This is a genomic window from Lysobacter sp. Root916 (assembly GCF_001429785.1).
Classification (GTDB): Bacteria; Pseudomonadota; Gammaproteobacteria; order Xanthomonadales; family Xanthomonadaceae; genus Lysobacter.
The window spans coordinates 14,222-31,783 of the sequence record NZ_LMJF01000012.1 but is presented as its reverse complement, the minus strand read 5'-3'; the positions used below and the strand labels follow the sequence as shown (position 1 = coordinate 31,783).

At 68.8% G+C, this 17,562-nt stretch carries 21 protein-coding genes; 11 read left to right on the top strand and 10 right to left on the bottom strand.

Annotation, left to right across the window (positions count from 1 at the left end; genetic code table 11):
* Genes ASE35_RS09740 through ASE35_RS09720 form a run of 5 tightly spaced genes read left to right on the top strand, consistent with a single transcriptional unit; the run spans position 1 to position 2,964 of the window.
* Positions 1 to 354, top strand: a complete 354-nt coding sequence (locus ASE35_RS09740) for an SH3 domain-containing protein (RefSeq protein ID WP_056178715.1) — start codon at positions 1 to 3, stop codon at positions 352 to 354.
* The gene (locus tag ASE35_RS09735; RefSeq protein WP_056178711.1) at positions 351 to 731 is read left to right on the top strand and encodes a cupin domain-containing protein; all 381 of its coding nucleotides are present in this window, start codon (positions 351 to 353) and stop codon (positions 729 to 731) included. The genes ASE35_RS09740 and ASE35_RS09735 overlap by 4 nt, the downstream gene beginning before the upstream one ends.
* A 60-nt stretch (positions 732 to 791) precedes the next feature.
* Positions 792 to 2,147 (top strand): dihydrolipoamide acetyltransferase family protein, encoded by a 1,356-nt coding sequence (locus tag ASE35_RS09730; protein WP_056178708.1) that lies wholly within the window; start codon positions 792 to 794, stop codon positions 2,145 to 2,147.
* Between the two features lie 46 nt (positions 2,148 to 2,193).
* Positions 2,194 to 2,571 (top strand): VOC family protein, encoded by a 378-nt coding sequence (locus ASE35_RS09725; RefSeq protein ID WP_056178704.1) that lies wholly within the window; start codon positions 2,194 to 2,196, stop codon positions 2,569 to 2,571.
* A 9-nt stretch (positions 2,572 to 2,580) separates the two neighbouring features.
* Entirely contained in the window at positions 2,581 to 2,964 is a 384-nt protein-coding gene (locus ASE35_RS09720) for a VOC family protein (RefSeq protein ID WP_056178701.1), read from the top strand.
* Between the two features lie 60 nt (positions 2,965 to 3,024).
* Here the strand turns inward: ASE35_RS09720 and ASE35_RS09715 are convergent, their stop codons facing one another.
* The 4 genes from ASE35_RS09715 to ASE35_RS09700 form a co-directional block, all read right to left on the bottom strand.
* Complete coding sequence (locus tag ASE35_RS09715) at positions 3,025 to 3,309, bottom strand: DUF4242 domain-containing protein (protein ID WP_056178699.1); 285 nt, start codon at positions 3,307 to 3,309, stop codon at positions 3,025 to 3,027.
* Positions 3,310 to 3,442: 133 nt separating this feature from the next.
* Positions 3,443 to 4,546 (bottom strand): sensor domain-containing diguanylate cyclase, encoded by a 1,104-nt coding sequence (locus ASE35_RS09710; protein ID WP_057163733.1) that lies wholly within the window; start codon positions 4,544 to 4,546, stop codon positions 3,443 to 3,445.
* A 137-nt stretch (positions 4,547 to 4,683) separates the two neighbouring features.
* A complete protein-coding gene (locus ASE35_RS09705) occupies positions 4,684 to 5,610 on the bottom strand; it encodes an MBL fold metallo-hydrolase (protein ID WP_057163732.1) in 927 nt (308 codons plus the stop codon).
* Between the two features lie 133 nt (positions 5,611 to 5,743).
* Complete coding sequence (locus ASE35_RS09700; protein ID WP_057163731.1) at positions 5,744 to 7,069, bottom strand: tryptophan--tRNA ligase; 1,326 nt, start codon at positions 7,067 to 7,069, stop codon at positions 5,744 to 5,746.
* Positions 7,070 to 7,246: 177 nt separating this feature from the next.
* Between ASE35_RS09700 and ASE35_RS09695 the strand changes: the two genes are divergently transcribed.
* Positions 7,247 to 8,059, top strand: coding sequence for a hypothetical protein (locus ASE35_RS09695; protein ID WP_057163730.1), 813 nt, complete (start codon positions 7,247 to 7,249; stop codon positions 8,057 to 8,059).
* A 110-nt stretch (positions 8,060 to 8,169) separates the two neighbouring features.
* Here ASE35_RS09695 and ASE35_RS09690 read toward each other — a convergent pair whose 3' ends face one another.
* From ASE35_RS09690 to rocF, 3 genes are all read right to left on the bottom strand, one after another.
* Positions 8,170 to 8,370 carry a CsbD family protein gene (locus ASE35_RS09690; protein WP_056178684.1) on the bottom strand — a complete coding sequence of 67 codons (201 nt, stop codon included), beginning with the start codon at positions 8,368 to 8,370 and terminating at the stop codon, positions 8,170 to 8,172.
* A 243-nt stretch (positions 8,371 to 8,613) separates the two neighbouring features.
* A complete protein-coding gene (locus ASE35_RS09685; protein ID WP_056178681.1) occupies positions 8,614 to 8,763 on the bottom strand; it encodes an entericidin A/B family lipoprotein in 150 nt (49 codons plus the stop codon).
* 158 nt (positions 8,764 to 8,921) lie between these two features.
* On the bottom strand, positions 8,922 to 9,845 hold the full coding sequence (gene rocF, locus ASE35_RS09680; RefSeq protein WP_056178678.1) for an arginase: 924 nt from the start codon (positions 9,843 to 9,845) through the stop codon (positions 8,922 to 8,924).
* A 247-nt stretch (positions 9,846 to 10,092) separates the two neighbouring features.
* Between rocF and ASE35_RS09675 the strand changes: the two genes are divergently transcribed.
* A complete protein-coding gene (locus ASE35_RS09675) occupies positions 10,093 to 11,304 on the top strand; it encodes a hypothetical protein (RefSeq protein WP_057163729.1) in 1,212 nt (403 codons plus the stop codon).
* 18 nt (positions 11,305 to 11,322) lie between these two features.
* A complete protein-coding gene (locus ASE35_RS09670) occupies positions 11,323 to 11,955 on the top strand; it encodes a hypothetical protein (RefSeq protein WP_056178673.1) in 633 nt (210 codons plus the stop codon).
* A 179-nt stretch (positions 11,956 to 12,134) separates the two neighbouring features.
* Here the strand turns inward: ASE35_RS09670 and ASE35_RS09665 are convergent, their stop codons facing one another.
* Positions 12,135 to 12,992 carry an MBL fold metallo-hydrolase gene (locus ASE35_RS09665; protein WP_057163728.1) on the bottom strand — a complete coding sequence of 286 codons (858 nt, stop codon included), beginning with the start codon at positions 12,990 to 12,992 and terminating at the stop codon, positions 12,135 to 12,137.
* Entirely contained in the window at positions 12,989 to 13,813 is an 825-nt protein-coding gene (locus tag ASE35_RS09660) for an MBL fold metallo-hydrolase (RefSeq protein ID WP_057163727.1), read from the bottom strand. Before ASE35_RS09660 ends, ASE35_RS09665 begins: the two co-directional genes overlap by 4 nt.
* Before the next feature lie 134 nt (positions 13,814 to 13,947).
* On the opposite strand from ASE35_RS09660, the gene gcvA reads away from it, so the two are divergent.
* Entirely contained in the window at positions 13,948 to 14,883 is a 936-nt protein-coding gene (gene gcvA / locus ASE35_RS09655) for a transcriptional regulator GcvA (RefSeq protein ID WP_162259047.1), read from the top strand.
* An 84-nt stretch (positions 14,884 to 14,967) separates the two neighbouring features.
* On the opposite strand, the gene ASE35_RS09650 is transcribed toward gcvA, so the two are convergent.
* Complete coding sequence (locus ASE35_RS09650) at positions 14,968 to 15,264, bottom strand: hypothetical protein (protein WP_056178662.1); 297 nt, start codon at positions 15,262 to 15,264, stop codon at positions 14,968 to 14,970.
* 260 nt (positions 15,265 to 15,524) lie between these two features.
* Here ASE35_RS09650 and ASE35_RS09645 point away from each other — a divergent pair, with 260 nt between their 5' ends.
* Together ASE35_RS09645 and ASE35_RS09640 are read left to right on the top strand one after the other, a co-directional pair.
* Positions 15,525 to 15,737: a hypothetical protein gene (locus tag ASE35_RS09645; RefSeq protein WP_056178658.1), complete on the top strand. Its 213-nt coding sequence runs from the start codon at positions 15,525 to 15,527 to the stop codon at positions 15,735 to 15,737.
* Between the two features lie 141 nt (positions 15,738 to 15,878).
* A complete protein-coding gene (locus ASE35_RS09640) occupies positions 15,879 to 17,186 on the top strand; it encodes a serine hydrolase domain-containing protein (protein ID WP_235570043.1) in 1,308 nt (435 codons plus the stop codon).
* Positions 17,187 to 17,562 lie beyond the last annotated feature (376 nt).

The following is a 17,562-nucleotide window of genomic DNA, read 5'->3' as shown; positions in this document are numbered from 1 at the left end:
ATGCGTCGCGCACGCGTCGTCGTCGGCCACCGCGTGCCGGATCGGCCGCCGATCCAGGTCGCGCGCGGCCAGCGCGTGACCCTGGGCGAGCGCGACCGCGACTGGCCGCAGTTCGTCTGGACCGTGCTCAACGAAGGCCACGGCGGCTGGGTGCCGGCGGCGCTGTTCGACGGCGAGCGCGGCCCCGCCACCGCGCTCAGCGACTACGACACCCGCGAACTGGCCGCGCGGACCGACGAAATCCTGGCCCTGCACTACGAGCTCGCGCAGTGGTGGTGGGCCGAGAACGATCGCGGCGAACAGGGCTGGATCCCGGCGCGCGCGCTGGAACTCTTCGACGAAGGATCGCCATGACCGAGTCCGCCGCGCCACGCGAGGCGATCAACCTAGCCGACAAGCTCGCGCGTTTCAGCGAGCACTGGTCGCCGCGCGTGATCGCCGAGATGAACGACTACCAGTTCAAGCTGGTCAAGCTGCAGGGCGAGTTCGTCTGGCATGCGCACGAGCACACCGACGAAGTGTTCATGGTGGTGCGCGGCCGCATGCAGATCGGCTTCCGCGACCACGACGTGGAGCTGGGCGAAGGCGAGATGTACGTCGTCCCGCGCGGCGTCGAGCACATCACCCGCGCCGAACACGAATGCCATGCCCTCATCATCGAGCCGCGCGGCGTGGTCAACACCGGCGAAGCCGGCGGCGACCTGACCGCGCGCAACGACGTGTGGGTCTGAACCTTATCCGCCGCCGGCCCGGGCCGACGGCGATCGCATAACCAACGAGACGATCGAACCATGACCGACACCAAAACCTTCCTGCTCCCCGACCTCGGCGAAGGCCTGCCCGACGCGACCATCGTCGAATGGGCGGTGAAGGTCGGCGACACGATCCGCCTCGACGACACCCTGGTGTCGATGGAGACCGCCAAGGCCGTGGTGGAGGTGCCCTCGCCGGTCTCGGGCAAGGTGCTCAAGCTGGCCGGCGCCGCCGGCGACATCGTCGTGACCGGCACCATGCTGGCCGAGTTCGAACTCGATCCCAGCCAGCCGCAGCGCGCCGACGGCCAGGACACCGGCCATCACCACGGCGGCGGCCATGCCGCGCCGGCCGCGCCCGCGCCGCAGGCCGAGGCCGCACCGGCCAAGGCCGCCGACGCCGAACGCGCCGACAGCGGCACCGTGGTCGGGGCGATGCAGTCCTCCGACGCGGTGCGCAGCGAACAGGCGGTCGCGGTGGGCGGGGTCAAGGCGATGCCGGCGGTACGCGCGCTGGCGCGCAAACTCGGCGTCGACCTGGCGCGCGTGCGCGCGACCGGCAGCGACGGCGTGGTCACCAGCGACGACGTCAAGCGCGCCGCCGCCGACGGCAGCGCCGTCGCGGGGGCCGAACCGGCGCCGCGCGCGGTCGATCGCGCGCCGGTGGCTGCCGCGACCCCGGCCGCCGCACCCGCGCGCAGCGCGCTGTCGGCCAGCGGCCGGCCGATGCGCACCCAACCGCCGGGCGTGAGCGTCAGCGGCCAGCCCGAGCAGCTCAAGGGCGTGCGCCGCAACATGGCGCGGGTGATGGCCGACGCCCACGCCAAGGTCGTGCCGACCACGCTCAGCGACGACGCCGACATCCATGCCTGGGCGCCGGGCAACGACATCACCGGCCGCCTGGTGCGCGCGATCGTGGCCGGCTGCAAGGCCGTGCCCGCGCTCAACGCCTGGTTCGACGGCGACAAGCTGACCCGCACCCTGCATCCGCACGTCGACATCGGCATCGCGGTCGACACCGACGACGGCCTGTTCGTGCCGGCGCTGCGCAACGCCGACGTGCTCGACGCGCGCGGCGTGCGCGAGGCGGTCAACCGCCTGCGCGCCCAAGTCGAGGACCGCAGCATTCCGGCCTCCGAGCTCAGCGGCTACACCATCTCGCTGTCCAACTTCGGCATGTTCGCCGGCCGCTACGCCACCCCAGTGATCGTGCCGCCGACCGTGGCCATCGTCGCCGCCGGCAAGGGCCGCCACCAGATGACCCCGGTGATGGGCGGCTTCGAATCGCACAAGGTCATTCCGCTGTCGCTGACCTTCGACCACCGCGCCTGCACCGGCGGCGAGGCCGCGCGCTTCCTCAAGGCGATGCTGGACGATCTGGCGCGGCCGATGTGATCGCGGCGCCGGCGCGAACGGGCAGCGGCATCGACGGCGACGCGCCATGAACCTGCGCGCGCTCACGCCGATGCTGCGCACGCCCGATACGGCGGCGACGATCGCGTTCTATACCCAGGTCCTGGAGTTCCGCCTCAGCGCCGGCGATGCCGCCGGCGGCTGGGCCGCGCTCGAGCGCGACGGCGTCGAACTCATGCTCAGCGGCCTCAACGCGCATGAGGGCGACCTCGCACCGGCCTTCACCGGCTCGCTGTACCTGCGCACCGACGATGTCGACGGCTGGTGGCGTCGCCTGCGCGAACGCGCGCGCGTGTGCTATCCGATCGAGGACTTCGGCTACGGCATGCGCGAGTTCGCGATCTACGACAACAACGGCTATCTGCTCCAGTTCGGGCAGCCGATCGCCGCCTTCGACGAGGCATAGGAGCCCCGTATGACCCACCGCAGCCGCCTGGCCGGTTTCATCATCGATTGCGAGACCGGCGACGTCGACCGCGCCGCCGGCTTCTGGAGCAACGCGCTCGGCCTGCCGCTGGGCGACGGCTACGACGAGGACGGCGCCAGCTACGTCGAGCTGCGCAATGCGCCCGGCGAACTGCACGTGGAAGTGCAGCGGGTGGACCATCCTTCGCGCGTGCACCTGGACATCGAGTCCGACGACATCGACGCCGAGGCCGCGCGCCTGGAACGCCTGGGCGCGAAGAAGATCAAGTTCATCAAACGTTGGTGGGTGATGGAAGCGCCCACCGGCCATCGCTTCTGCGTGGTGCGCATGAAGCACCCCGAACGCGGCGCGCCGCCCAAGGTCTGGGACTGATCGCAACGGCCGCAATCGCCCGTCCGGCGCGCGCCGGCGGTTCGATCGGACCGCGCGGCGTCAAGCCGCGGCGCTCTCCGCCGTGGTCGGACCGATCACGTGTTTCACCTGCGCCACGCTCGTGACCGGAAAACCGCCGAGTTCGCCGTGGCGACGGATGCTGTCCTCGTCGGGCGCGATGTAGACGCAGTAGATCTTGTCGTCGGTCACGAACGACTCCTGCCATTGCACTTTCGGCCCCAGGCCATCCAGCACCTCGCAGGATTTGCGCGCGATCGACTGCAGCTCGGCGCCGGTGAGCGCGCCGGCGCCGACCAGTTCGCGTTCGATGATGTATCTGGGCATGACACGCCCTCGGAAGCGCGTGCTGACGTCCGGTGTCCGGCTACGCGGACTGCGATCGCGGCAAGCTCCACTTGTCGCCGCCTGCGCCTGAGCGCAAGGCCAGTCTGCGCCCGCGTTCGCGGCCCGGCAAGCGTCAGTCGCGTCGCGGCGTATCGTCGGCGACCACGCGGTCGCGGCCCAGGTTCTTGGCCCGGTACAGGGCCTGGTCGGCGCGGTCGAACACGCGCTCGGGCGTGTCCCGGCCCGGCTCGCCCGCGGCCACGCCCACCGACACCGACAAGGCGAACGGCAGCGAGGAACGCGCGACCCGCTGGCGGATGCGTTCGGCGATTTCGTAGGACTGCGCCAGGCGCGCGTCCGGCAGCACAATCAGGAATTCCTCGCCGCCGTAGCGCACCGCGATGTCGCCCTGCCGCACCGAGGACGCGACCGCATCCGCGACCGCGCGCAGCGCGCGATCCCCGAGCAGATGGCCGTAGCGATCGTTGACCTGCTTGAAGTGATCCACATCCAGCAGCAGCAAGGCGTAGGGCGCGCTTTCCAGGCGCCGCATCGCCTGCGGGCTTTCGCGCAGCTGCGCCAGCGCGGCGCGGTTGAGCAGGCCGGTCAGGGCATCGTGGCTGGCGCTGTACTGCAGTTCGTCGTGGCGGCGCTGCAGATCGGCCTGGGCGTCCTCGAGCCGGCGCGCGAAGGCTTCGCGTTCGTTGAGCAGGCGCCGTTGCTCCATCGCGTAACGGCGCAGCTCCAACAGGTGCTGGGTCTGGCGCGCCAGCACTTCCAAGCCGTCGCGCTGGGCCGGACGCAGGTCGCGTGGCTGGCTGTCGAGCACGCAGATCGTGCCCAGCGCATGGCCGTCGGGGCTCAGCAGCGGCACCCCGGCGTAGAAGCGCAGCGGGCGGCCGTCGATGCTGACCACGCGCGTGCTGAAACGCGGATCGTCGGCGACGTCGCGCACGACCAAGGTTTCGCCCGGGGTGCGGATGGCGTGATCGCAGATCGCCAATGCGCGCGGCGTCTGCGACTGGTCCAGCCCGACGCGCGCCTTGAACCATTGGCGGTCGCGATCGATCAAGGAAATCGCCGCCGCCGGCGCGTCGCACAGCGTCGCGGCCAGGCGCACCAGGTCGTCGTAGGCTTGTTCGGAAACGCTGTCTACCACCGCGTAGGCATCCAGCGCGTCCTGGCGCTGAGCCTCGTCGGAGGGCGCCGAAACGGCGCGTAGGCGGGCAAGGGACATCGGGGGGTACCGGAGAGACCCTTGCAGGCTACCGCCCCTGGGACCGCCGTCCTGTGACCGCCCTCACAGCTGCCGGGGCGGTCGCGCGCCGGTTAAGGCTGCGGCCATTCAGACAGCTGAATACGCACCCGATCCGGTCAATGTCGGCCCAGCCAGACCTCCAAGCCCTGGGCGTTGAGTTCGATATCCACCGCCAACAGGGCCAGCACCTGCGCGGCATCCATCGCGCAGCCATGCGCGGCCGCGCGCGCGACGTAGAGCTCGCCCAGCGAGGCGACCAGACGCGCATGCCGGTCCGGGTGGCCGTCGGCCGCGCGCGCCAGCGCGACCATGGCGTCGATCTGCGCGATCAGATCGTCAGCGAGGCGGGCGACGTCGCCGACCGGGCCGTAATGGGTGAGCCGCATGGTCTGCGGCTCGTACGCGAGCAGCTTGCGGATCGAGGCCTGCAAGGCTTCGGGTTCGAACTGCACCGGCGTGCTGGTCGGGATCGCGAACGCGCCGCGCGCGCTGTCGAACTCGCGATAGGACAGGCCGAAGGTGTCGCCGGTGAACCAGCTACGGCTGCGCTCGTCCCACAAGCACAGGTGATGGCGCGCATGCCCCGGCGTGTCCAGGCACAGCAACGAACGCCCGGCCAGGTCGATGCGATGGCCGTCGCCGGCCGCCACCACGCGCTCGGCCGCGACCGGCAGGATCTCGCCGTAGCTGCGCGCGATTTCCTCGGCGCCGTAGACCGCAGTGGCACCGGCGACCAGCCGCGAAGGATCGATCATGTGCGGCGCCCCGCGCGGATGCACCGCCAGACGCGCGTTCGGCAAACGCCGCATCAGCGCGCCCGCGCCGCCGGCGTGATCGAGATGGACGTGGGTGAGGATCAACCAGTCGACGTGCTCGGGCCCCAGGCCCTGCGCCTGCAACGCCGCCAGCAGCGCCGGCACCGAATGCTGGGTGCCGCAGTCGACGTAGGCGGCGCGGCCTTGCTCGACGATCAGATAAGCCGCATCGAAGGCCGGCCGATGGAAGCCGGTATCGATGGTGACGATGCCATGGGAGTCGGTCATGGAAGCGACGCGTGGGGCGAGGCCGCTAGTCTAGGTCGCCCTCAGGCGATAAGCGAAGACGTCCCGTCCCGTCGGCGTTCCAGCCCCTCTCCCGCGTGAGTGTAGAGGGATCGGGGTGCGGGCCGCTCTTGCCTCAGCCTTCCTCAACCGCGAACTGCGCCAGCGCCTCGGCCACCTCGGCCAGCTCCACGCCTTCGTGCAGGTGCCCGATCAGCTCCTCGCCCGCATGCACCGCCGCGTTCTCCGCGCGATGCAGCGCCGCGCCGCCTTCCTGCTTGAGGCGCCCGATCAACTGGCCGGCGGTGCGCGCCGACTCGTGACCGGCGCTCTGCAGCAGCACGCGCTCGCCGTCGACCAGTTTGAAGTAGAACTTGCCGTCGCTCTCGCGGTACTGCTTGAAGCTGGGCGCGGCCGTCTTGGCGGCCTTCTTGCGCTCGCCCACCACCACCTGCGACAGGTCGCGCAGGCCCACCGCCGCGCGCAGCGACTGCATGAAGGGCACGCCATGGGTCGCGCGCACGCGCTGCGCGCCGTCGCGCAGGATCGCCTCGATCTCGGCCGGCTTGGCCATCAGGGTCTCGTACTTATCGCGCTGCGGCGCGACTTCGGCGTCGATGCGCTCGAACAGCGCCTGCTTGACCTCGCCCCAGGCGATGCCGTCGGCGAAAGCCGCGCGCATCCGCTCGGTCTCGGCGCCGCTGGCGAAGGCCTGGTAGAGCTGGAAGACGTTGGAAGTCTCGGCGTCCTTGGGCTCGCCGGGCGCGCGCGAGTCGGTGACGATGGAATAGATCAACTTCTTCAGCGTCTCGCGCGGCGCGAACAAGGGGATGGTGTTGTCGTAGCTCTTGCTCATCTTGCGGCCGTCCAGGCCCGGCAGCGTCGCCACGTTCTCCTCGATCGCCGCTTCCGGCAGGGCGAAGTGCTCGCCGTACAGATGATTGAAGCGCTGGGCGAAATCGCGCGCCATCTCGATGTGCTGGATCTGGTCGCGGCCCACCGGCACCTTGTTGGCGTTGAAGACCAGGATGTCGGCGGCCATCAGCACCGGATACATGAACAGTCCGGCGGTGATCGCGGCATCGTCGTCCTCGCCGTCGGCGCGGTTGCGATCGACCGCGGCCTTGTAGGCGTGCGCGCGGTTGAGGATGCCCTTGCCGGCCACGCAGGTCAGGAACCAGGTCAGCTCCGGGATCTCGACGATCTCGCTCTGACGGTAGAACCAGACCTTGTCCGGCTCCAGGCCGCAGGCCAGCCAGGTGGCGGCGATCTCCAGGGTCGAACGCTGCACGCGCTCGGGTTCCTGCACCTTGATCAGCGCGTGCAGGTCGGCCAGGAAGTAGAAGCTCTCCACGCCCGGGGTGCGGCTGGCGGCCACCGCCGGACGGATCGCGCCGACGTAGTTGCCGAGGTGGGGAGTGCCGGACGTGGTGATGCCGGTCAGGACGCGGGTCGAGGTCATTGCGGGCCTGGATGGAGCAGGGCCCGCCAGTTTACCCGCTGGCCCCGGCCCTCGTGGCCGGCCCGGCCGGCGCGCCGAAGCTGAGCGCCCGCCAACGGCCGCGGCGCCGACGCCGGCGCTTAACCCCGCCGCCGATGCCGGTGCGTTCGCAGCAGTGCCCACCCCGGAGAACCCGCCATGTTCCGCTCCCTAGTCCTGCTGGCCGGCGCCCTGATCGCCGCCACCGCCTGCGCACCCCTGTCCGCCCGCCCGCTGGTCGACGTCGCCGTGATCGACCGCGACGCCGGCGACTGGCTGCCGACCTACCCCCACCGCGGCCAGCAGTGGATCGCCGGCGCGCCCGGCCACCGCTACGCCGTGCGCCTGACCAACACCAGCGACCAGCGCGTGCTGGTGGTGCTGTCGGTGGACGGCGTCAACGCCGTGACCGGCCAGAACGCCCACCCCTCGCAGGCCGGCTACGTGCTCGAGCCCTGGCAGAGCACCGAGATCAACGGCTGGCGCAAGTCGATGGAGGACGTGGCCCAGTTCGTGTTCACCGACCTGCCCGACAGCTACGCCGCGCGCACCGGCCGCCCCGACAACGTCGGCGTGATCGGCGTGGCGGTGTTCGAGGAAGCCCGTCCGGTCTACCGCTACGACTACCCCGCGCCGATCGCGCGCGGCGAACGCGAGGCCAGCGGCCGCTACCGCGCCGGCAACGACGCCGCCAAGGCCGCGGCGCCCGCCGCCGAATCGCGCAGCGCCGACGCGATGGCCACGCAGTCGATCGGCACCGGTCACGGCCAGCGCGAATGGTCGCCGGTGTCGCAGACCGGATTCAATCGCGCCACGCGCTCGCCCGCACAGGTCACCCAGCTGCGCTACGACGACTACAACAGCCTGGTCGCGCGCGGCGTGCTGCCGCGTTACCCGCGCTATCCGGACTACCGCAACAGCGAGCCGCGCGCGTTCCCCAGCGGCTTCGTCGCCGATCCGCCGCGCTATTGATCGCCACAAAAGCGAAGGGCCGGGTGCGCACCCGGCCCTTCGCGTTCCTGCTTGGCTATCCGCGCGCTAGCCGGCGTCTGAGGCGGCCCGCGCGCGTATCGACGAGATCGTCAGTTCAGGGTCTTCTCGAAATCGCTCACTTCCTTCTCGGCGCGTTCGCGTTCCCAGCCGTAGCGCTCCTGCAGCTTGCCGGCGAGATACTTGGAATCGCCCGCCGCCACATCGAACACGTCGTCGGTGAGGTCGCCCCACTTGGCCTGGGCCTTGCCCTTGAGCTGCGTCCACTTGCCCGCGATGATGTCTTTGTTCATCAGTCAGTCCTCGATCTCGTTTGGGGGAGAACGGTGCGTCCAGCGCTGCACCGTTGGCGCAAGCTTCGCAAGCGCGGCATTCGCGCAAGGTCGCGATTGCGTTAGGCGCGTGTTGACGAGGATGAACGCGATGAACGCTTCAGCTAGGCGAATGCGCGATTCGCACGATCGCGCGCCTGCGCGCGCGCAAAAAGAAAGGCCGGATCGCTCCGGCCTTTCTCCATTGCGAGAAACGCGAGGCGATTACTTGCCGTCGCGCACTTCCTCGGCCTTCTCTTCGACCTTCTCGCCAGCCTTCTGCACGTCCTTGCCGGCGCCGGCAACGGTGTTGCAGGCGGTCAGGGTGCCCATCGAAAACAGGGCGAGCAGCAACAGGGCAGTCAGACGCTTCATTGAATTCTCCTTGGTCGGTAGTACCGGTCGGTAAGCCGTTCGGACGCGTCGTCCGGCGGCGTGACCTTGGAGAAATGAGACGTGAGGCGATGTGAAGCCCGTGTGGAATCGGCCCTAATGCGCCTGCCGCCGTTCATGCTGCGGCGCACACGTCGCGTTCAGTCGCGCATCAAAGTCGACTTGCCGAACAGGCTTTCGACCAGGTCCACCGACAGCTTGGCGGTGCGATTGCGCTTGTCCAGCACCGGATTGAGCTCGACGATATCCAGCGAGGCCAGACGCCCGCTGTCGGCGATCATCTCCATCACCAGCTGCGCCTCGCGGTAGTTGGGGCCGCCCGGCACCGTGGTGCCCACGCCCGGCGCGATGCTGGGATCGAGGAAGTCGACGTCGAAGCTCACGTGCAGATGAGTGTTGTCGTCGATGCCTTCCAGCGCCTCCTCCATCACCCGCTTCATGCCGATCTCGTCGATATAGCGCATGTCGTAGACGTCCAGGCCATGCTCCTTGATCAGCTGCTTCTCGCCCGGATCGACCGAACGGATGCCGATCTGGCGGATATCCTCGGCGCGCATCGCCGGCGCTTCGCCGCCCAGCGTGGTCAGCGCTTCCGGGCCGATGCCGCACAGGCAGGCCACCGGCATGCCGTGCACGTTGCCCGAGGGCGTGACCCGGCTGGTGTTGAAATCGGCGTGCGCATCCAGCCACAGCACGCGCAGCTGCTTGCCGGTTTCGCGGCAATGGCGCGCGACCGCGGTGATCGAGCCCAGGCCCAGGCAGTGGTCGCCGCCGAGCAGGATCGGCATGCGGCCCTCGCGCAATTCGGCCGCCACCGCGTCCATCACCAAACGGTTCCAGGCCACCACCTCGGGCAAATGGCGATAGCCATCGACCGGCTTCTGCCAGGGATTGCGCGGGCCGTCGAGATTGCCGCGATCGATCACGTCGACGCCGCGCTTGAGCAGGGCCTCTTCGAGACCGGCGATGCGCAGCGCTTCCGGCCCCAGCCGTGCGCCGCGATGTCCCGCGCCTACGTCGGTCGGCGCGCCGATCAGCGAAACCGGGGGATAGTTGCGACTCATACGTGATCCTCCTGACCCTGCCGGCTGGCGGCAACGAATGCGATGGCAGGACGGCCGCGGCCGCCCCGGCCGGATGCGCCGCGAAGCGCGCGGCCGGCTAAGCGTCCATTGTCGCACTCAAACGACCGCCGGGGTCGCCCGCGCAAACCCGCGGGTGCACGCTCGCTGCGCAAGCGGCGCCGCCGCCTTGGGTTAGCCTAGAGCGCGCCTGAACGAGGGCCGGAGTGAGCGACGTGGCGGAATACCAGTGGACTCGCTGATCACGGCGGCGGCGCGCGCGCTCGCGGCGGGCGATGCGCTGCTCGCATTGAAGTACGTCGCGCTGCGCGAGGACGCGTCCGCGCTGGCCTTGCGAGGCATCGCGATGGCCCAACTCGGCGACCTGGATCGCGCCCGCCAGCTGGTGCGCCGCGCAGCGCGCGCGTTCGGCCCCAGGGAAGCGCTGGCGCGCGCCCGTTGCGTGCTGGCCGAGGCCGAGATCGCGTTCGCCGCGCGCGATCTGGGCTGGCCCGAACCCACGCTGGACGCGGCGCGCGCGACGCTGGAGCGCCATGGCGATCGCGCGAACGCCGCCTATGCGCGCCAGCTCGCGATCCGGCGCCTGCTCCTGATCGGCCGCCTCGACGAGGCCGAACGCGCCTTGGCCGAGCTCGATCCCGCACCGCTGCCGCCCGCCGCGCGCGCCGTGCACGAACTGGTGCTGGCCGGCATCGCCATGCGTCGCCTGCGTACCCAGCCCGCGCGCGCGGCGCTGATCCGCGCCGAACGGGCCGCGCGCCACGCCAACATCTCCGCGCTGATCGCCGAAGTCGCGAGCGCGCAGGCCGTGATGGACGCGCCGGCCGCGCATCTGATCGAGCGCGACGGCGCGCGCCCCCTGCGACTGCAGCAGGTCGAAGCCTTGTTGGCCTCGGATGCCTTCGTGATCGACGCCTGCCGATACGCGTTGAGCGACGGCCGCACGCGCGTGTCGCTGGCTTCGCGCCCTATCCTGTTCGCGCTCGCGCGTGCGCTGGGCGAGGCCTGGCCCGACGATGTCGCGCGCGACGCCCTGATCGCGCACGCCTTCGGCTTCAAACGCGTCGACGAAACCCACCGCGCGCGCCTGCGCGTCGAAATCGGACGCCTGCGCGCGTTGCTGCGCCCGATGGCGGAAATCGACGCGACCGCGCGCGGCTACGCGCTGCATCCACGCCATGCGCGCGAGCTGGTGGTGCTGGCCAGACCGGTCGAAGAGAAGCATGCGGCGGTGCTGGCCTTGCTCGCCGACGGCGAATCCTGGTCGAGTTCGGCCTTGGCGCTGGCACTGGGCGCGAGCCAGCGCAATGTGCAGCGCGCGCTCGACACCCTGGCCGCCGCGGGCAAGGCGCAGTCCTACGGGCGCGGGCGCGCGCGCCGCTGGACCACGCCGCCGATGCCCGGTTTCGCGACGAGCTTGTTACTCCCCGCCCTGCCCTAGAGCCGCTACGGTGTAGCCATGAAAACCTCAAACGCAGACATCGTACGAGAGTACGGCCCGTTCCCCGGCACGGACACCGTGCACGGGGTCACCTTCGACGGCGAGAACGTTTGGTTCGCCACCGGCGATTCGCTGCAGTCCCTCGATCCCGAGAGCGGCAAGACCTCGCGATCGATCGCCACCGCGGCGCATGCCGGCACGGCCTTCGACGGCCGCCATCTGTACCAGATCGTGCAGGACCGCATCCACAAGATCGATCCGGCCAGCGGCGTCGTGCTGGCGACGATTCCCTCGCCCGGCCAGGGCGGCGACTCGGGCATGAGCTGGGCCGAGGGCTCGCTGTGGGTCGGCCAGTATCGCGACCGCAAGATCCATCAGGTCGATCCGGACACCGGCAAGGTGTTGCGCAGCATCGAATCCAACCGCTACGTCACCGGCGTCACCTGGGTCGACGGCGAACTCTGGCACGGCACCTGGGAAAGCGACGAGAGCGAATTGCGCCGCGTCGATCCGAACAGCGGGGAAGTGCTGGAACGCGTGGAGATGCCGGCGGGCAAGATGGTGTCCGGCCTGGAATCCGACGGCGCCGACCGCTTCTATTGCGGCGGCGGCAGCAGCGGCAAGGTGCGCGCGGTGCGCCGCCCGCGCTGAGCGCCGGCGCGAACGCCGGGCCGGACACGGCCCGGCGACCGTCCCGTCTGGCCCGCAACCCGACAAACTCAAGGCGCTGGGCACGGTGCGCGGCAGCCTGGACGCGCTGGAGCTGAGCGACGAATCGACGGCGCCCGAGCAGGCGCTGTGACCACGCGCGCCGACTGAGCGCAGGCGGCTCAGTCCAGCCACGCCCCCGGCGCCATCGGATGGATGTCGATGGGCGTGTCGCGCGCGGCCTTGCGCAGGCGTCCGATCGGATCGTCGACTTCCACGTACTCCGCGAGCCCGGACACGCCGTAGTGGATCGGCACCAGACGGCGCGCACCCAGGATGGTCGCGGCGGCCACCGCCTGCTCCGGCGTCAGCACGCCCGGCAGGCCGCTGACCGGCTTGCGCCAACCGAAGCGCGCGCCGTTGACCGGCAGGAACACCGTATCGAACGGACCGAATTGGCGGCCGATCCGCCACCAATGCCCATGCCAGAGCGTGTCGCCCGCATGAAAGATGCGCCGACCGCCGGCCGACACCACCCAGGACACCTGCGGATCGCCGTAACCGTCCGAAGCCGGCACGGGCGTGGCGGTGAAATCGCCCAGCAGTTGCGGCTCCCAGGGCGCGCTGGGCCGCGCGCGCGCGTTCTCGGGCAGCGGCAGTGGATTGGTGCCGGCCGGATGCACCAGCGCGCCGCCCTGGCTCAGCGCCTGCGCCACCGCCATCGCGTCGAAATGATCGGGATGCGCGTGAGTGATGAGCACATAGGTATCGCCGACGGCGTCGCCGACCGGAATCAGTTTGTCCTTCAGCGCCGGGCCCCAGGCTTCGGGATTGATCAGCGGATCGATGAACAAGGTCGCGCCCGGCAGTTGCAGGCGTATGCCCGCCCAGGCCAGGCGTTGGATGCGCAAGCCCTCGGCCGGCGCGGCCGCGAGGATGCGCCCGGCGGGCAGCAGCGCCGCGGCGCTCAGGCCGACGCAGCCGGCCACGAATCGCCTGCGCGCGATGCCGCGATCGAGCGGCTGCGGACGCCGGCTCATGCGCGCCCCGCCTGCGCGGCCAGCGCCGCATCGAAGGAGAACACGGACTGGGCGACGATGACCTCCAGATTGCGCTGGTGCCATTCGCGTTCGAACGCCACCGCCTCCACGCCCGCCGCCAAGCAGTCCTCGATGGCGATCGCGGCGATGCGCGCATCGGCCTGCTGCGGTGCGAGCTCGGCGCGGATACGCACGACCGCGTCCTGCAGCCGATCCAGGTAATGAAGCGCGTGGTCGAGCACGGCCGCGGGAAAGCGCCCCATATGCCCGCCCACGACCGTGGCGCGACCGAACTGGCGGAGCCGGCCGATCGCGGCGCGGATCAGCTGCGGATCGGCCTTGGACAGATACACGATGCGACCGACGATGTTGTCGCCCGCGCAGACCAGATCGGCGCTGGGCACGTCCACGCTGAGGTGGTCCATGGTCTTGCCGGGGTTGTGCAGCAAGCGCAGCTCGTGCGGCCCCCACTGGATGCTCATCGCGTGGTCGAACACCACCTTGGGTTCGCGATAGAACGCGTCGATGCGGCGGTTCTGCGACAGGAAGCTGTGGCGATGGTGGCGGTGCGCGATCGTCAGCGCCTCGGGAAACTGCGCCAGGCCTGCGAGGTGATCGCTCATGTAATGGGTCGCCACGATCATGCGCACCGCCTTGCCCATCTCCACGCACAGCGTGCGATGCAGCCAGCGCGCGTCTTCCTCGCTGCCCAGGGCGTCCACCAACAAGACCTCGTCTCCGGCCAGGAAGGCGGTGGCGACCGACTCGTAGCCGTCGCCGACGAACATCAGCACCTGGGGACCCAACGCTTCGAATCGCATGACCAACGCCCTTGGTATCGAGGGACGCATCATTGCCAGCGCGTGCGGGCGCGACAAACGAGATGTTTTCGCGATCACATTAGTAAAAATAACTTGATAGCATGGAGCCAGGCATCCGCCAGTCCGAGGCGCCCGTGAAGCCCCGCCACTCCGCTCCGCTCAACGCCCTGCGGGCCTTCGAAGCGGCCGCGCGCTGCCTCAGTTTTCAGGCTGCGGCCGCGCAGTTGTTCGTGACCCCGGCCGCGGTCAGCCATCAGGTCAAACACCTCGAGGCCTACCTCGGCCTGAAGCTGTTCCATCGCGGCCATCGCTCGGTCGAACTGACCGCCGAGGGCGCGACCCTGGCCGCCTCCCTGGGCGAGGTGTTCGGGCAACTCGATCTGGCCCTGGACCGCGCGATGGCGCCGACGGTCGCGGACCTGCGCGTGAGCACGGTCGAGTCCTTCGCCGCGAAGTGGCTGGCGCCCAGGCTGCATCGCTTCCATCGCGACCATCCGGAACTGCGCCTGCGCATCGAGACCGGCAACGAGCGCAGCGACTTCGTGCGCGACGGCACCGACGTCGCGATCCGCTACGGACCCGGCGGCTACAGCGGCGTCGATGCCGAACGTTTCCTGGAAGCGCCGGTGTTTCCGGTTTGCGCGCCTACGCTGCGCGCCGACGCGGCGCATCCATTGGCCAAGCCCGACGACCTGCGCCACCACACCCTGCTGCACGACGAAAGCGCGCTCGGCCGCGTCGGCGTACCCGATTGGCCGGCCTGGCTGCAGGCCAGCGCCGCGAAGCGCGTGGACGCGAACCGCGGGCCGGTGTTCTCCAGCATCTACCTGGCCCAGGAAGCCGCGGTCGCCGGCCATGGCGTCGCGCTCGGCGTCGCGCCGCTAGTCGAGGACGACCTGCAACGCGGGCGCCTGATCCGTCCCTACGCGCTCGCGCTGCCCAACGCCTACGCGTTCTGGATCGTGCGTCGCGCGGGCGCCGAACGCCATCCATCCGTCGATGCGTTCTGCTCGTGGTTGCGCAAGGAAGCCTCGGAACCGATGACAGCCACGCACGCACGTCGCGAATGAAGAGGCGCAAGCCGAGGGACGCGCGAGCCTGGCCAGGCTGGCCGACCTGAAGCGGTCCCAGCTGAAGCTCGCGGACGCCCGAATCTATCCGGCCACGCTCGCATCCGCGCCCGTCATCGTCCATTCCAGGCTGCTCATCGCCCCCGCATAGGCGTATCGACACTTGGTGGACCCTGCTTTTGCGCGCTCCGAAGCCTGCTCATCGAATTTCGCCAGCACTGAGCGCAGACGCTCCCGATCGGGGTGCGTCGCGACGACCGCGTGGAGAACGGCGTTGGTGGCCAGCAGGTCGCCGCGCGCGACGTCCAGGTCCTCGCGCAACTGCAGGACATGTTGATTCATCTCGAAACGCAAGCGATCCAGTTCGAACTTGAAGTCCAAGGAAGTCTCCGGTGGTGAGTTGGGTGATTGGCCCCTCAAGCCTACTACCGGATCCGGTCCGATTCGCCCGCTAGCAAAGGGTTCCCGTGGCTAGCAGGCAATCGACAGCGCGTACCGGCGGCGAGTCCCCGAGGGCGTGGCGCTGCATGCACTACCTACTCACCGATTGGCCGCGCCGCTGTTCTTCGGATGGTTCGACCGGGCTCCTCGGCCTGCGACTGTGCTCTACCATCGGGCCTCCAACCAAGGAGGACCGAGCCATGTGGACTGAAGTTGCCGGCTATCTGATCGACCCGCGCCAGATCGCCGCACTGGGACCTGTGCATCCCTCTGGCACTGGCGGGAGCGGCGGCGCGGTTGCCTCGACGTTCGAGATCGTCACGCTGGGCGGGCACGTCGTGCTACCCAAATTCGCCGACGCCAACCAGGCGAATGCGGCGCGCAACGCGCTCAAGGGCAGGCTTCCCGCCTGAGCCCGGAAACGCGAGCGGCCCGCCGATGAGGGAAGTCGCTGACACCGTCCCTGCGAGTGTCTCCGGCCTTCGCCATTACATCGCTAGTTCTGCTATCGCCTCAGCGGAGCTTTAGATCAGGCGGAGGTCACGACCGATGCGATGTCCGCTTCCGACCCGAAGCGGACGTCCACACACACCTGGTTGGGGACGGCCTCTGCGAGAACAGATGCAGGCGCGAGCCTCGGCATTCAGCTATCTTGGGAGACCTTTCCACAGCCCTTCAAGCACCGACGCATGCAAGCGATTTCGAGGATTGTTCGAAACGGGCGGTGGTTCAACTACTTCGTATTGTCCGTCGTGCTCTTGGCTGCGGGCTGCAAGGGCGAGGATGTGCCGGCAAAGGACCTGGGAGCGGACATCGATGAGGTTGCCGCAGCACTGATACAGCAGCCGTTGCTCCACTCGACCTCGATCGCAGTCGTCTATCGGGGTAGAGAATTCATCCGTCATCGCGGCGACATGGAAGCCGGCAAGCCTGGACCTCCGACCGATGCAACCCTCTACGAAATCGGTTCGTTGAGCAAGACCATGGCGGGGACCCTGATGGCTAATGCCGTCCTGGAGGGCAGGCTGGAGCTGGACGACGACGTTCGGAAGTATCTGCACGGCGATTATCCGAACCTGCAGTACAAGGGCAATCCCATTCGCATCCGTCACCTGTTGTCGCATACGAGCGGCTTGCCGAATATGTTGCCAGAACGCGCGAACAGGGTGCTCGAGGACTTCACCGATCAGCGCACGCCTCGCGAACTCAATGCCATTTACACCGGCTATGGCAAAGCGCATTTCTTCAAGGACCTGCATTCCGTCGAGATTCGCCAGGTGCCCGGAAAGGATTACGCTTACTCCAGTGCTGGAACCCAACTGGCGGCGCATATCCTGGAGATGGTTTACAAGAGCGACTACGAGTCGGTGTTACGCGGGTTCTTTCGCGATTCCGCGGCGATGGCGGACCTTAGAATCAGGCTGAGCGATGCTGAGGCGCCCCGGCTTGCGGTCGGCTACCACAGTGACAACGCGGTACCGACCACGCCCATGCCGGAGCTGCCTTGGGGAGCATCAGGGAACGTAAAGGCGACCGCCCCGGAAATGGTGAAGTACCTCAAGTTCCAGCTGGCCGGCGGGCCCGTCGTGACGGAATCGCACCGTACCCTCGTCGAATTCGATTCCGAGTTCAGCATCGGCTATTTCTGGAACATCATTGGCGGCGATCGCTTGAAGGGCGCCTACTATGCCCATCATGGTGGCGTGCCCCGCTCGCAGTGCTACATCTACATCGTGCCGAAGTACGACCTTGGCATTTTCGTCATCACCAACCAGAGCGGCGACAAGACTGCCCGTGCGATGGAGGCGGCGATCAACACGCTGGTCGAGAGAATAGCTGCGCGAGAAAATGTCTCCAGCTAAGGCCTGTCACGATCGCGCTTTGCGGCGCGGCTGGACTGAGGAGCTGCAGATGACCGCTACTGGCTGATAAGGGACATTCGGCAGGGCGGACCCGCCTGGGCGACGTTAATGTCCGCTTCCGGCTCAAAGCGGACATTGCGCGCGGCGCAACAGCGATGCCGGGAGACTATGTCGACCACCTAGGCGCATGAGGGCCGGCATGGCCTTCCTTGCTGATGAATAGGGGAGTCGAAGAAGTCCCTGAAGATCGATCCGTGCCAAACCGCTCGCTCATTGAGACCTGCTGCTCACCTTGAATGTGGATGGTGACTGCGGATCAGCTTGCGATAGTCGATCAAACGCTGCGAATTCTCGCGGAACCCGATGAATTCAGGCT